Raw genomic sequence first — 13,692 nt, forward strand, 5'->3', positions numbered from 1 at the left:
CGGGCGCGCCCACGCGGCGGCAGCCGCGGATGCAGCGCGGCCCCGCGCCCCCGGGGACGTCACCTCACGCCAGACGTTCGGTCGCCGCGCGAACGCGCTCGTCCGTCGCCGTCAGCGCCACGCGGACGAACTTCTCGCCCGCCGTGCCGTAGAAGTCGCCGGGGGCCACCAGGATGCCCAGCTCGGCCAGGTGGGCCACGGTCTGCCAGCAGGACTCGTCCCGGGTCGCCCACAGGTAGAGGCTGGCCTCGCTGTGCTCGATGCGGAAGCCGTGGGCGAGGAGCGCCTCGCGCAGGGCCGTGCGGCGGGCCGCGTACCGCTCCCGCTGCTCACGCACGTGCGCGTCGTCGCCGAGGGCCGCGACCACGGCCGCCTGCGTGGGAGCCGACGTCATCATGCCGCCGTGCTTGCGGATCTCCAGGAGCGGGGCGAGGACCTCCGGGTCGCCGGCCAGGAAGGCGGCGCGGTAGCCCGCGAGGTTCGAGCGCTTGGAGAGCGAGTGGACGGAGACGATGCCCTCGTAGGAGCCGCCGTTGACGTCCGGGTGCAGGACCGAGACCGGGTCGGCCTCCCAGCCCAGTTCGAGGTAGCACTCGTCGGAGAACACGAGGATGCCGTGCTCTCGCGCCCAGGCCACGATGCGCGTCAGCTCCTGCTTCGGCAGCACCCTGCCCGTGGGGTTGGACGGCGAGTTGAGCCACAGCAGCTTCAGTCCCCGCGGGTCCAGCTCGGTCGGGTCGTCGTAGACCTCGTGACCGGCGCGGGCCAGGCGGGCGCCGACCTCGTAGGTGGGGTAGGCCAGCCGCGGGTAGGCCACCTTGTCGCCGGGGCCCAGGCCCAGCTGGGTGGGGAGCCAGGCGACCAGTTCCTTGGAACCGACGATCGGCAGCACGTGCCGGTGGGTGACCTCGCGGGCGCCCAGCCGGCGCTCGACCCAGCCGGTGATGGCGTCGCGCAGCGCCGGGGTGCCCCACACCGTCGGATAGCCCGGGGAGTCCGCCGCGTCGATCAGCGCCTTCTGGATCAGGTCGGGGACCGGGTCCACAGGGGTGCCGACGGAGAGGTCGACGATGCCGCCCGGGTGCGCGGCGGCCGTCTTCTTGTACGGCTCCAGCTTGTCCCAGGGGAAGGTGGGGAGGCGGTCGGAGACTGCGGACACGGGACTAACCCTCGCTTTCGGGTCGTACGGCAAACGCCTCGGTCCCGCACGGCGATCAAGGGCGATCAGGCCGTACGGGACCGAGGCGGCACGATGTGCGGGCCGCTCGCGTGATCAGGCCTGCGGCGGCAGCGCGGCGATGAAGGGGTGGTCGCGCTCGATCAGGCCCAGCTTGCTTGCGCCGCCCGGGGAGCCGAGCTCGTCGAAGAACTCGACGTTCGCCTTGTAGTAGTCCTTCCACTCCTCCGGAGTGTCGTCCTCGTAGAAGATCGCCTCGACCGGGCATACCGGCTCACAGGCACCACAGTCGACGCATTCGTCCGGGTGGATGTACAAGGACCGCTGGCCCTCGTAGATGCAGTCGACCGGGCACTCCTCGATGCACGCCTTGTCCTTGACGTCGACACAAGGCTGCGCGATGACGTAGGTCACGCTGTCGTTCCTCCTCGATAGGGCGCTGGCGGGCCTCCTCAGGCTCCGCCGCCTGGCGCGCGGGAGCGCGGCGTCGTCGATGCCCGCCCCTAGTATCTCCGTTCCGGGGCATGATCCGAACAGGAGGGGTGAACTGACCTGTGGAAATCTCGGCCGGCGGACGTCTCGAGGTCCGTATCACCGCTGCTGACGTGGGAAAACGTGTCTCCGTACGACGCTTGAGCGATCCTGGGGACTCCATCGAGAAGTTCACCGACACGGTGGGTGTTCTCACATCATGGGACGACGGTGTGCTGCTCATCACAAGAAAGGGCGGCGAGAGCGTCCGCATCCCGGAATCCTCGCTGGTCGCGGGAAAGGTCGTGCCGGCGGCGCCGGCCCGTCGCCGGGGGCCCGCCGCCTCCTACCGGGAGCTGGCGCTCGTCGCCGCGCGCGCGTGGCGGCCGGTGGAGAGCGAGCGGCTCGGTGAGTGGGAGCTGCGGGCGGCCGCCGGCTTCACGCGCCGGGCCAACTCCGTGCTGCCGCTCGGCGACCCCGGCCTGCCCCTCGACGAGGCCCTGACCGTCGTACGACGCTGGTACGGCGACCGCGGGCTGCCCGCGTACGTCCAGACCGCGACCGGCGGCGAGGGCACTCAGGAGCTGCTCTGCGCCGAGCTGGAGCGGCGCGGCTGGTTGCGCGAGGTGACGGCCGAGCTGTGGACCGGGGCGCTCGCGCCGCTCGCCGACCGGGCGGAGGGCACCGGTGTCGTGCTGTCCCGGGAGGCCGACGAGGCGTGGCTCGGGCGGTACCAGCGCAAGGGAGTGAGCGAGGTGGCGCTGAAGGTGCTGGGGAGCGGCCCCTCGGTGTGGTTCGCCACGGTGCCGGGGGCCGAGGTTCCCGCCGCGATCGGGCGGTGTGTCGTGGACGGGCGGTGGGCCTCCTTCGCCGCCGTCGAGGTGGATCCCGCGATGCGGCGCCGGGGCCTTGCGACGACCGTGATGGCCGCGCTGGCCCGGCGGGCGCTCGACGAGGGCGCCTCGGCCGCCTGGCTGCAGGTCGAGGAGGACAACGCGGGGGCGCGGGCGCTGTACGCCGGAATGGGGTTCGCCGCGCACCACGCGTACCACCACTACCGGGAACCGGCCGCCGGCGGCGGTGGCCGGTAACGGATCGCCGCGAGAGGGCACGAGCCTGCTATGCGTCCCCCCTATCCCCCGCCCCCCGAGCGGTCCGCGGAACTGCGGCGGCGGTTCGCCGAAGAGGCCCGGTCCGAGCGGCCCGACCTGTCCACGCTCTGTCTGCTGCTGGGCGCCGAGGCCGACGGGGCGCTCGACGAGGCGGGCATGGACACGGCACAGATGGAGCTGGACCGGCTGGCCGGGCAGCTGCCGTTCCGGCCCGGCGGCCCCCTGTCGTGGGCGACGGCGCTGCAGCACCTGCTGGGCGAGAGAGAGGGTTTCCGCGGCTCCCCGGCCGACTACCAGCGGCTGGAGTCGTCGCTGCTGCACGAGGTGCTGCGGCGGCGGCGCGGGCTGCCGATCCTGCTGTCGGTGGTCTGGCTGGAGGTCGCGCGGCGGGCCGGGGCGCCGGTGTACGGGGTGGCGCTGCCGGGGCACTTCGTGGTCGGTTTCGGTCCGCAGGAGCAGCAGGTGCTCGCCGACCCGTTCGACGGCGGCCGGGTGCTGAGCGGCAGCGATGCCGAGCTGCTGGTCGCCGGGGCCACGGGGGCGCCGCTGCATCCGTCGATGCTCACGCCCGCGGACCCGCTGGAGGTGATCCTGCGGATTCTGAACAACATCCGCGCGTGGGCCGCCGCCCGGCCCGAGCGGTCGGACGTGGCGCTGTGGGCGGTGGAGCTGTCGCTGCTGCTGCCCTCGCATCCGGCGCGGCTGCGGTACGAGCGGGCGCAACTGCTCGTCCAGCGGGGTGACTTCGTCGACGGGGCCGTGGAGCTGGAGGAGTACGCGGAGTTGATCAGTGCGGTCGACGAGGGTGCGGCGGAGCGGGTGCGGGGGCAGGCCCGTTCGGCGCGGGCGATGCTCAACTGAGGCTCGTCGTTCGCCGGTTCGCCGGAGGGGCTTCGGTGGCAGCGCGGGTGCGGGTTCGTCGTGGCTTGTCGCGCAGTTCCCCGCGCCCCTTGGGGGTTACAGCCAGCCCTTCTCCCGCGCTGTCCGCACCGCCTCCGCCCTGTTGCGGACCGCCAGCTTCTGGATCGCCGTGGAGAGGTAGTTGCGGACCGTGCCCTGCGAGAGGTGCAGGGCCGCGGCCAGTTCCGCGTTCGTCGAGCCGTCGGCCGCCGCGCGCAGCACCTCGCGCTCGCGGTCGGTCAGCGGGTTGGCGCCCTCCGCCAGGGCCGCCGCCGCCAGGGTCGGGTCGATGACCCGCTCCCCCGCCAGCACCTTCCGTACCGCCTGCGCCAGTTGGGCGGCGGGAGCGTCCTTCACCAGGAAGGCGTCGGCGCCCGCCTCCATCGCGGTGCGCAGATAGCCGGGGCGGCCGAAGGTGGTGAGGACCACCAGCTTCACCGCCGGCAGGGCCTTGTGGACCTGGGCCGCCGCCTCGATGCCCGTGCAGCCCGGCATCTCGATGTCGAGGAGGGCCACGTCCACCTCGTGCTCGCGCACCGCGGCCAGCACCTCATCGCCACGCGCCACTTGGGCGACGACCTCGATGTCGTCCTCCAGGCCGAGCAGGGCGGCCAGGGCCTCGCGGACCATCGACTGGTCCTCGGCGAGCAGCACCTTGATCGTAGGGCTCATGCACCGGATCCTACGGCCGGTGCGGCGCCCAGGGGGACGCGGGCGACCAGCCGGAAGCCCTTCCTGACACGGGCCGCCTCCAGGGTGCCGCCGGCCTTCTCCAGCCGCTCGGTCAGGCCCGTCAGCCCGTTGCCGGGGCCCTTGCCGGAGCCGCCCGAGCCGTTGTCCTCCACGGAGAGTTCGAGCACCGCGCCGTCCAAGGTCTGGCGGCGCAGCAGCTCCACCGTGCAGCGCGTGGCGCCGCTGTGCCGTACGACGTTGGTGACCGCCTCGCGCAGCGCCCAGGCGAGGGCGGACTCGCTCTCCTCCGGGACGTCCGTGAGGTCCGGCTCGGTGGGCACCTCGGCGATGACACCGGCCGCCTTCAAGGCGACCTGCGCGCCGGCGAGTTCGTCGGTCAGGCGGGTGCGCCGGTAGCCGGAGACGGCCGCCCGGACGTCGACGAGGGCCTGCCGGCTGACCTGTTCGATGTCGGCGACCTGCTGGGCCGCCTTGTCGGGGTGGTCGGGGAGCATCCGGCCGGCGAGCTCGCTCTTCAGCGTGATCAGGGAGAGGGAGTGGCCGAGGAGGTCGTGCAGGTCGCGGGCGAGCCGCAGCCGCTCCTCGTTGGCGGCCAGCTGGGCCACCGTCGCGCGCGCCTTGCGCAACTCGACCGTCGTGCGCACCAGTTGCTTGACGCCCATCATCGCGAAGCCGAGCAGCAGCACGACCAGGACCAGGCTCCAGTCGTCCTCGCCGACGCGCAGTCCGACCAGGATCATCGCCAGGGTGTTCGCCCCGACCGCCCAGTACGCGATGCGCTGCGGCAGGGTGGCGCCGCAGGCGACGGAGACGTACACGAACAGGCCGATCCAGTTGCCGCCGAGGGTGAGGGTCAGGGCCACGGCGAGCGCGCCGAGCAGGGCGACGAACGCCCCTACGGCCCCGCCGGAGAACGGCCGGCCCATGTTCCGGAAGACCAGGGTCAGATAGACGCCGGTGAAGCAGGCCAGGGCCACCCAGCCCGCCGCGGTCGCGGCGGGGGTGTGGTGGCCGGAGTTCAGGTCCTGCACCGGCGAACCGAGGAAGATCAGCCAGGGCAGTATCCAGACGATCTTGCGCATCGCCTCGGCCCGGCTGCGGGGCGGCTGCCCCACCCGGATCGCGTTCTCGGCCCGGAGTTCCTCGGGCAGCCCGTCGTCCGTCATCGTGCTCACGCCTTCAGCGTGTCCTTCCGGTACAGCCAGGCCGCGCCGCCCGCGAAGAGGAAGAAGAAGGCGACGAGGATGGCGATGTCCTGGGCGTGCGGGGCCTGGCTCTGCTCGATGGCCCTTCCGAGGGCAGCGTACGCGTGCGTGGGCAGCCATTTGGCGATGTCCTGCAGCCAGCCCGGGAACGTGGACGAGGGCATCCACAGGCCGCCGAGGATCGACAGGCCGAAGTAGACGATCATCGTGATCGGGCGGACCGCGTCCCCGGAGGCGAGGTAGCCGATGGCGACGCCGAGGGCGGCGAAGACCAGGCTGCCGGCCCAGATGGCGCCGGTGAGGGCGAACCACTGCCAGGCGTCGAGCCGTACGTCCTTCACGGCGGCGGCGACCAGGAAGACGACCACGATCGACGGCAGGCTGATCACGGCGGCGCCGGCGGTCTTGGCGAGGACGTATCCGCGCCCGGGCAGCGTGGTCAGCCGCAGCTGCCGTACCCAGCCGCCCTCCCGTTCCTTGGCGATGCGTTCGCTGTTGCCCATCAGGACGGCGGTCAGGGCGCCGAAGGAGGCCATGGAGACCATGACGTACTTCGCGACGCTCAGGCCGGAGCCGTCGACGTTCCCGCTCTGGTTGGAGACGAGCAGGAAGATCACCGAGGGGTAGATCACCGAGAAGAACAGGAACCTGCGGTTGCGCAGGGCACGGGTGAGTTCCAGTTTGATGAGACTGTTCACGACTGCTTGGCCTCCTCGGCTGCGGTGATGGCGACGAAGGCCTGCTCCAGGCCGAGCCCGGCCACTTCGAGGTTGCGGGGGTAGAGGCCGAGGCCGTAGACGGCGTGCACGGTCGCGTCGGCGTCGGCGGACTGGATGCGGACGGTCTGGCCTGAAACGTCGAGGGAGGTGAGGAAGGGCAGGTCGCGCAGGGCCGCCTCGTCGATGGGGCCCTCCAGGTCGAACGAGACCCGCCGCGCCCCGGCCTTCGCCTTGATCTCGGCCGCGGTGCCGTCCGCGAGGAGCCGTCCCCGGTGCAGGACGAGCACGCGGTCGGCGATCGCGTCCGCCTCCTCCAGGTAGTGGGTCGCGAACAGCACGGTCCGGCCCTGGTCGGCCTGCTCGCGCATGGTGGCCCAGAAGGCCTGGCGGGCGGAGACGTCCATGCCGGTGGTCGGCTCGTCCAGGACGATCAGGTCGCTGTCGCCGGCGGTGGCGAGGGCGAAGCGGACGCGCTGGGCCTGGCCGCCGGAGAGCTTGTTGACCTTGCGGTCGGCGATCTGGGTGATGCCTGCGCGGGCGAGGACGTCGGCCACCTTGTACGGCCTGGGGTGCAGGTCGCAGCCGAGCCGGACCAGTTCGGCGACCGTCACCTCGTCCATCAGCCCGCCGCTCTGCAGCATGGCGCCCACGCGCCCGGCGACGATGGCCTCGCGCGGGCTGGTGCCGAAGACCCGTACCGAGCCGCTGTCGGCGTTCTTCAGGCCGAGCAGCAGGTCCAGGGTGGTCGACTTGCCGGCCCCGTTCGGGCCGAGCAGGGCGACCGTCTCCCCCGGGTGCAGGGCGAGGGTCAGCCCGTCGACGGCCCGTACGGTCCCGTAGGTCTTGCTCACCTGGTCGAAGCCGACCACCGGGGTGCCGGTGGCCGCTTTCGCTGTCGTCGTCATGTGATCCATCGTGGCCGCGAGGGCCCGGGCCCCGGCAGTGTCGGCGGTCCTGACTGCCGGATGACAGATGTCATACGACGCAAGGGGGCACCCGGCGAGTGCCGGGTGCCCCCTTCGCGGGCCTGACGTCAGGGGTTGGTCTGGATGACCCCGACCCGGTTGGTCTTGCTCAGCAGGGCCTGGCGCAGTGCGACGTAGACGTCCTGCGGGGTGACGGCCGTCTTCTTGCCGGTGCCGCGGGTGATCAGGACGCCGTCGAACTGACCGCCGTACAGCTGCTTGAGCGCGTTGAGGTCCGGCTTGTCGACGAGCTTGCCGTTGACCGCCTCGACCCTGAGGAACTTCCACAGGGAGTTCTGCGGGCTCAGCGGCAGGGTGACGCCCGTGTCCGTCTTGACCGTGACGAGCCCCGACATCGCGGGCTTCGCGAAGGCCTTCATCTCGCGGTCGACCTCGGCGTTGGAGATCGTCGGCTGCTTGGTCGTGGTCACGACCGCGACGGGGTCGGTGGAGCCGGTCCCGACCTGGTTGCGGTACGCCTCCACGACGGCCTGGGCGGACTTGGCGGGGTCGATGCCCTTGCCCGCCTTGCCGTAGACGGCGACGGCCTTGCCGGACTCGAACTTGATCGTGCCCTCGGTCATCGAGCCGGAGCCGCCGGCCACGGACTGCAGGGCGGCGTTCAGCTTCTCCTCGTCGACCGGCATGACCGGGTCGACGACCCGGTGGTTGCCGAAGAGGGAGCCGATGACGGAGACCGGGTTGTAGTCGGCCTGCGCGGCCTTCGCGACCGTGGACTGCTCGTCGAACTGCAGGCCCGCCTGGTCCGGCTTGAGGGCGACGGTCTTGCCGCCGACGGACAGCTTCAGCGGCTTGTCGACCCGGTCGCCGAAGGCGGCGTCGAGCTTCTTGACGGCGTCGTCGCGGGTGCCGCCGCCGATGTCGACGCCCAGCACGGTGGTGCCCTTGGGGACGTCGGAGTGGTTCATCAGCAGCCCGGCGCCGTACGCGCCGACGCCGACGACGATCACCACGCCGGCGAGAAGGACCAGCTTGTTGCGCCCCTTCTTTTTCTTCGGGGCGGAGGACGCGGACGACTTCTGCTTCTGCGAGTTCGGCTCGGGCAGCTTCGGGGGCGTGTGCGGCCCCGCGCCCTCGGGGCGCTCGCTCTGGCCGAACGGCGAGCCCGCGCCCGGCGGCACGACCGGGATGCCGCTGGTGACGGTCTGCCCGGAGATGTTGTCGGGGGCCGGGTAGCCCTGCGGGCCGGGCTCGGGGGCCGGCTTCTGCGGGGTGAGGATCGCGGTGTCGTCGCTGAGGCCGCCGCCGGGGCCGAGGCCGGCGCCCTGGGGGCCGACGCCGATGCCGGAGCCGGGACCGAGGGGGCCGTTGCCGGAGCCCGGGCCGTAGGGGCCCGCGCCGGTGTCGGCGCCCGGACCGAGGGGGCCGTGGCCGGCGCCGGGGCCCAGCGGGCCGGTGCCCGTGCCGGGGCCGGACGGGCCCGCGAAGCCGGAGGGACCGGTGCCGATGGGCGGCACCTTCGGGCCGTCGCCGGTCACCGGGCCGCCGGTCGGGCCCGCGGGGCCCTGGGGACCGCCCTGGCCGCCCGGGGCGTCGAAGCCGTTGGCGCCGCCCTGGCCGCCGTAACCACCCTGACCGTTCTGGCCGTTGTGCCCGTTCTGTCCGCCGCGGTCGCCCTCGGCGAAGTACGGCAGCTCGTCGCGGCGCGGCTCACCGCCGTTGCGGGTGCCGTTGCCGCCGAGCGGTCCCGCGGCCAGCGCCTCGGTCACGTCGAAGGAGCCGGTGCCGCCGCCGTGTCCGGGAGCCACCGGTCCGCCGGTCGCACCGGGGAGTCCGGCGCCGTTCGTCCCGCCGGGCCGTGCGCCGCCGGGCACGCTCATGGAGCCGACCACACCACCGGGGCGGCCCGCGCCCTGCCGGGAACCGCCGGGCAGGGCCGCGCCGGGACCGGACGGACGCGCGCCGGCCGCCGGGGCGCCCGCGGCGGGGGCCGAACCGCCCGGCAATCCGGCGCCGTTGGTGGCGCCGCCGCCCTGACCGCCCTTGGCCGGACCGGACTTGCGTGGCGCGAACCAGTCGCTCGTCTTCTCGTCGGCGGGCCCGGCCGGCTCGGCGGGGGCCTCGACGACGCCCATGGTCTGGGTCGTCCCCGACGTGGGGAGCTCGGTCTGGCCGGTCTCCTCGGAGCCGCCCTCGGCCTCTGCCACGGGCGTGCGCACGACGACCGGCGGGATGGGCCGCGACCCGGGGATGTTGATCCGGATCCGGGTCGTCAGCGTGGTCTCGGTCTTGCGCTCCTCCGGCCGCTCGGCCGAACGGGCCGCGTCCGCACCGGCATCGGAAGCCGTGGGGGTCCCGTACGGGGGCGTCCCCGACGGGTATGCGGCTCCGCCGCGCCCGTTGGGCCCGGAGGACGGAGTGTCAGTTTCACGACTCAAGGCAGGTTCTCCCGGTTGGCTCCACCGCCCGACACGACCTCACGGGCAGCTCGGCGGCGCGCACCACCATACTGGCCACTTCTGGCCCGTATCCCACGACCGCCGGGGAAACCCACACGGGACTCCCACGCACGGTTAATGGCGAAGTGGTACGTCACTTGCCAAGTCGGGCGTCACCGCCACCCGGTTGCCGCCCCTGCCCGATGGTGGCGCAGATCACAGCAACGGCCATGCCACCGAGGAGGAAGAGGTACGAGCCGCCTCCCGCGCCGAAAAGGAAGTCGCCCTCGGGCCGGGTGGCCGTGAGCAGGATGACGGCGACGATCCAGCCGGCGGCCGGCGCGACGGCCCCGCCCCGGCCGCGGACGGCCCATCCGCCGCCGAGGCAGAGCCCGGCCTCGCCGGCGAGCGCGAGCAGCAGCCCGCCGGGGAACCAGCCGGCCTGCACGAGCGAACCGGCCGCCCCGACGACCGCGCCGAGCAGGAAGAGGCCGAGGTAGAGCAGGACCCGCCCCGCGGACGGGGGCCGCAGGGGCTGGGCGAGCGCGGAGCCGCGGTCGTTCATGACTCCTCCTTGCCGGAAACCAGCCCGGCGAACAGGTCGTTCTCCCTCTCCGCCGCGGCCTTCCCGCGCACCAGCTCGTAGTACTCGGTGGTGAAGAGGGGTTGCGCGAGTTCGTTGGAGAGGGCGAAGTACGGCGGGGCGACGTCGATCTGCGTGGCGTGCGCGCGCATCGCGGCGGCCTTCGCGACCGCGTACGCGGTGCCGTCGATCTCGGCGGTGACACGGTCGTCGGCCACCACGCCCGGTACGTCGTCGACGGCGGCGGCCTTGGAGAAGGGCGTACCGGACAACTCGCCCCCGAGCCGGGCGAAGCCTTCCTCGGCGACCGACCGGGGCACCCGGTTCCAGTACACCTTGGGGATCTCCCAGCCCTGTGCGGCGGCCAGTTCGGCGGCGCGCATGGCGACACGGTGGGCCTGGATGTGGTCGGGGTGGCCGTAGCCGCCGTTCTCGTCGTAGGTGACGAGGACCTGGGGGCGCACCTCCAGGATCACCTCGGCGAGCAGGGCGGCGGCCTCGTCGACGTCCGCCTGCCAGAAGCAGGCGGGGTCGTCGTTGTCGGCGATGCCCATCATTCCCGAGTCGCCGTAGCGGCCCGGGCCGCCGAGCAGACGGAAGTCCTCGACGCCCAGCTCGCCCATGGCCGCGGTGAGCTCGGCCAGCCGGTGCTCGCCCAGGGCCGCGCCGGTGAGGTGGCGCAGCTCGGGCGGGATGACCTCGCCGCGCTCGCCGAGCGTGCAGGTGACCAGGGTCACCCGGGCACCCTCGGCCGCGTACCTGGCCATGGTCGCGCCGTTGTTGATCGACTCGTCGTCCGGGTGCGCGTGCACCAGGAGGAGGCGCCGGGCGGGGGATTCCGTCATGGCCCCCACCCTACGCATGTCAGAACTTGATGCTGCCGATCATGCTGGCGATGTTCGTCGTCAGGTCGTTGATCGTGGGTGCGACGGTCGATGAGGCGAGGTAGAACCCCAGCAGGATGCAGACGAGCGCATGCCCGCCCTTCAGTCCGGACTTCTTGACCAACAGGAAGACGACGATCGCCAGCAGCACCACCGCCGAAATCGAGAGTGCCACGGCGGCTCACCTCCAAAGATCCCAAGTACGCGGGGGTCGGACCAAGGGGCAACGCATTCCTCGCAGATAAATCCACAAGGACCAGCAGGTTCATACCCACTATGCGCTAGTGATCATAACTATCCGGGCCTGCGCATCGATCGGCGCACGGCCGCACAAGGGGGCGCATGGCCAATATGGTCGGTCCATGACGACGAGGTCCGACTCCTTCCCCCGCCGGCACGCGCGCACCCAGCGTTTCACCCTCGGCGCGCCGCGGGCTTTCACGGTGGCGCCCGACGGCGCCCGTGTCGTGTTCCTGCGCTCCACCTCCGGTACCGACAGGGCGAGTTCCCTGTGGGTGCTGGATGTGTCGGGGGGCCGGGAGCGCGTCGCGGCCGATCCGCGCGCCCTGCTCGGAGGGGATCACGAGAAGTTGTCCGCCGAGGAGCGGGCGCGCCGCGAACGCAGCCGCGAGAGCGGTGCGGGCATCGTCGGCTATGCCACCGACGCGGACGTGGAGTTGGCCTCTTTCGCGTTGTCAGGGCGGCTTTTCACGGCCGAGCTGAGGGCCGGCACGGCACGTGAACTGCCCGCTCCGGGACCGGTGATCGACCCGCGCCCCTCCCCCGACGGCCGGTTCGTCGCGTACGTCGCCCGGGGCGCCCTGCGGGTCGTGGGCGCCGAGGGGGAGGGCGGACGGGCGCTCGCGGAGCCGGAGTCGGAGAACGTCACCTACGGGCTCGCCGAGTTCGTCGCGGCCGAGGAGATGGGCCGTTCGCGGGGCTTCTGGTGGTCGCCGGAGTCGGACCGGCTGCTGGTCGCGCGCGTGGACGACACGCCGGTGCGGCGCTGGTGGATCTCCGACCCTGCCCATCCGGAACGTGATCCACAGCACGTCCCGTATCCGGCGGCGGGCACCGACAACGCGGACGTACGGCTGTTCGTGATCGGCCTGGACGGGTCGCGCACGGAGGTGGTCTGGGACTGGGCGCGCTATCCGTATCTGGCGCATGTTCACTGGTCAGAGGCGGGAGCGCCACTGCTGCTCGTACAGGCGCGCGACCAGCGCAGTCAGCTCTACCTGGCCGTGGACCCGGGCACCGGGGCGACCCGGCTGGTGCACGCGGACGAAGATCCAGTTTGGCTGGATCTTTTCCCCGGGGTCCCCTGCTGGAGCCCCTCGGGGCAGCTCGTGCGGATCGCCGACGAGGGCGGCGCGCGAGTGCTCGCGGTGGGTGAACGCCCGCTGACTGGACCGCAGTTGCACGTCCGCGCGGTCCTGGACGTGACGGCCGAGGACGTGCTGGTCTCGGCCTCGGCCGGCGAGGAGGCCCCCGAGGGCGCCGCCGAGGTCGGCGAGGTGCACGTCTATCGCGTCAACGAACTCGGAGTGGAGCGCCTTTCGCAGGAACCCGGCGTGCACTCCGCGGTGCGCGCCGGGGGCGTGACCGTGCTGGCGTCGGCCGCACTGGACCGGCCGGGCGCCCGCGTGCGGGTGCTGCGCGGCGACAAGCACACGGCGACGATCGCCTCGTACGCGGAAGATCCCGGTATGTCCCCGCGCGTGCGGCTCACCGAGGGGGGCGCACGGCGCATCCCGTGCGCCGTCCTGCTCCCCCGTGATCACGACGGTGAGACCCCCCTGCCGGTGCTCATGGATCCGTACGGCGGTCCGCACGGACCCCGCGTGGTCGCCGCGCACAACGCCCATCTCACCTCGCAGTGGTTCGCCGACCAGGGCTTCGCGGTGGTCGTCGCCGACGGGCGGGGCAGCCCGGGCCGCTCCCCCGCCTGGGAGAAGGCCGTCCACGGCGACTTCACCGTCTCCCTGGACGACCAGGTGGAGGCGCTGCAGGACCTCGCGAAGAGCTTCCCGCTGGACCTCTCCCGGGTGGCCGTCCGCGGCTGGTCCTTCGGCGGCTGGCTGGCGGGCCTGGCGGTGCTGCGCCGGCCGGACGTCTTCCACGCGGGCATCGCCGGCGCCCCGGTCACCGACTGGCGGCTGTACGACACGCACTACACGGAGCGGTATCTGGGCGACCCGGAGGCGAGCCCGGAGGCGTACGCGAACAGCTCGCTCGTCACCGACGACGGCCTGTCGGCGCCCGCCGAACCGCACCGCCCGCTGATGATCGTCCACGGCCTGGCGGACGACAACGTGGTCGTCGCGCACGCCCTGCGCCTGTCCTCCGCCCTGCTGGCCGCGGGCCGTCCGCACGAGGTGCTGCCGCTGTCCGGGGTGACGCACATGACCCCGCAGGAACAGGTCGCGGAGAACCTGCTGCTGCTCCAGGTCGACTTCCTCAAGCGGTCGCTGGGGCTCGCACAACCGCACAAAAACGCATGAACCGCGTTAACACGCAGGCAACTTGGCCGACCCGGTCCCGATATACGGACGCGCCACTCTGAAGAACGTACGGCCGTGCG

General features: G+C 72.6%; 13 protein-coding genes. 3 read left to right on the forward strand and 10 right to left on the reverse strand.

Translation table 11 applies throughout. The annotated features are described in order from the left end of the window. Nucleotides 1–64: 64 nt before the first annotated feature. Together ACIGDI_RS10980 and fdxA are read right to left on the reverse strand one after the other, a co-directional pair. Entirely contained in the window at nt 65–1,159 is a 1,095-nt protein-coding gene (locus tag ACIGDI_RS10980) for a bifunctional succinyldiaminopimelate transaminase/glutamate-prephenate aminotransferase (RefSeq protein ID WP_399893771.1), read from the reverse strand. A 114-nt stretch (nt 1,160–1,273) separates the two neighbouring features. Then, nucleotides 1,274–1,591 (reverse strand): ferredoxin, encoded by a 318-nt coding sequence (gene fdxA / locus ACIGDI_RS10985; protein ID WP_004926152.1) that lies wholly within the window; start codon nt 1,589–1,591, stop codon nt 1,274–1,276. A gap of 140 nt (nt 1,592–1,731) precedes the next feature. Between fdxA and ACIGDI_RS10990 the strand changes: the two genes are divergently transcribed. Beyond that, complete coding sequence (locus ACIGDI_RS10990) at nt 1,732–2,739, forward strand: GNAT family N-acetyltransferase (protein WP_399893775.1); 1,008 nt, start codon at nt 1,732–1,734, stop codon at nt 2,737–2,739. Nucleotides 2,740–2,769: 30 nt separating this feature from the next. Then, the gene (locus tag ACIGDI_RS10995) at nt 2,770–3,621 is read left to right on the forward strand and encodes a transglutaminase-like domain-containing protein (RefSeq protein WP_272177176.1); all 852 of its coding nucleotides are present in this window, start codon (nt 2,770–2,772) and stop codon (nt 3,619–3,621) included. 96 nt (nt 3,622–3,717) lie between these two features. Here ACIGDI_RS10995 and ACIGDI_RS11000 read toward each other — a convergent pair whose 3' ends face one another. The 8 genes from ACIGDI_RS11000 to ACIGDI_RS11035 all read right to left on the reverse strand — a co-directional run bounded on the left by ACIGDI_RS11000 (nt 3,718) and on the right by ACIGDI_RS11035 (nt 11,283). Beyond that, nucleotides 3,718–4,332: a response regulator transcription factor gene (locus ACIGDI_RS11000; protein WP_200701585.1), complete on the reverse strand. Its 615-nt coding sequence runs from the start codon at nt 4,330–4,332 to the stop codon at nt 3,718–3,720. Next, a complete protein-coding gene (locus ACIGDI_RS11005; protein ID WP_399895227.1) occupies nt 4,329–5,519 on the reverse strand; it encodes a sensor histidine kinase in 1,191 nt (396 codons plus the stop codon). Before ACIGDI_RS11005 ends, ACIGDI_RS11000 begins: the two co-directional genes overlap by 4 nt. Nucleotides 5,520–5,524: 5 nt before the next feature. Then, entirely contained in the window at nt 5,525–6,256 is a 732-nt protein-coding gene (locus ACIGDI_RS11010; RefSeq protein WP_399893779.1) for an ABC transporter permease, read from the reverse strand. Further along, nucleotides 6,253–7,182, reverse strand: coding sequence for an ABC transporter ATP-binding protein (locus ACIGDI_RS11015; RefSeq protein ID WP_399893782.1), 930 nt, complete (start codon nt 7,180–7,182; stop codon nt 6,253–6,255). The genes ACIGDI_RS11010 and ACIGDI_RS11015 overlap by 4 nt, the downstream gene beginning before the upstream one ends. A 128-nt stretch (nt 7,183–7,310) precedes the next feature. Further along, nucleotides 7,311–9,641, reverse strand: a complete 2,331-nt coding sequence (locus tag ACIGDI_RS11020) for a hypothetical protein (protein ID WP_399893785.1) — start codon at nt 9,639–9,641, stop codon at nt 7,311–7,313. Between the two features lie 154 nt (nt 9,642–9,795). Further along, on the reverse strand, nt 9,796–10,206 hold the full coding sequence (locus tag ACIGDI_RS11025) for a DUF6113 family protein (protein WP_399893788.1): 411 nt from the start codon (nt 10,204–10,206) through the stop codon (nt 9,796–9,798). Continuing rightward, nucleotides 10,203–11,069 (reverse strand): N-acetyl-1-D-myo-inositol-2-amino-2-deoxy-alpha-D-glucopyranoside deacetylase, encoded by an 867-nt coding sequence (gene mshB, locus ACIGDI_RS11030; RefSeq protein WP_399893791.1) that lies wholly within the window; start codon nt 11,067–11,069, stop codon nt 10,203–10,205. The genes ACIGDI_RS11025 and mshB overlap by 4 nt, the downstream gene beginning before the upstream one ends. A 19-nt stretch (nt 11,070–11,088) precedes the next feature. Then, complete coding sequence (locus tag ACIGDI_RS11035; RefSeq protein ID WP_142142280.1) at nt 11,089–11,283, reverse strand: hypothetical protein; 195 nt, start codon at nt 11,281–11,283, stop codon at nt 11,089–11,091. A gap of 187 nt (nt 11,284–11,470) precedes the next feature. Here ACIGDI_RS11035 and ACIGDI_RS11040 point away from each other — a divergent pair, with 187 nt between their 5' ends. Then, nucleotides 11,471–13,612 carry a prolyl oligopeptidase family serine peptidase gene (locus ACIGDI_RS11040; RefSeq protein WP_399893795.1) on the forward strand — a complete coding sequence of 714 codons (2,142 nt, stop codon included), beginning with the start codon at nt 11,471–11,473 and terminating at the stop codon, nt 13,610–13,612. Nucleotides 13,613–13,692 lie beyond the last annotated feature (80 nt).

The organism is Streptomyces sp. NPDC085900 (assembly GCF_044540925.1).
GTDB lineage: Bacteria > Actinomycetota > Actinomycetes > Streptomycetales > Streptomycetaceae > Streptomyces > Streptomyces gilvifuscus.

What these genes read in the sequence shown, in the direction of transcription:
- ACIGDI_RS11025 (WP_399893788.1), bottom strand. Translation starts at nt 10,206, where the DNA reads ATGAACGACCGCGGCTCCGCGCTCGCCCAGCCCCTGCGGCCCCCGTCC.
- mshB (WP_399893791.1), bottom strand. Translation starts at nt 11,069, where the DNA reads ATGACGGAATCCCCCGCCCGGCGCCTCCTCCTGGTGCACGCGCACCCG.
- ACIGDI_RS11015 (WP_399893782.1), bottom strand. Translation starts at nt 7,182, where the DNA reads ATGACGACGACAGCGAAAGCGGCCACCGGCACCCCGGTGGTCGGCTTC.
- ACIGDI_RS11040 (WP_399893795.1), top strand. Translation starts at nt 11,471, where the DNA reads ATGACGACGAGGTCCGACTCCTTCCCCCGCCGGCACGCGCGCACCCAG.
- ACIGDI_RS11005 (WP_399895227.1), bottom strand. Translation starts at nt 5,519, where the DNA reads ATGACGGACGACGGGCTGCCCGAGGAACTCCGGGCCGAGAACGCGATC.
- ACIGDI_RS11000 (WP_200701585.1), bottom strand. Translation starts at nt 4,332, where the DNA reads ATGAGCCCTACGATCAAGGTGCTGCTCGCCGAGGACCAGTCGATGGTC.
- ACIGDI_RS10995 (WP_272177176.1), top strand. Translation starts at nt 2,770, where the DNA reads ATGCGTCCCCCCTATCCCCCGCCCCCCGAGCGGTCCGCGGAACTGCGG.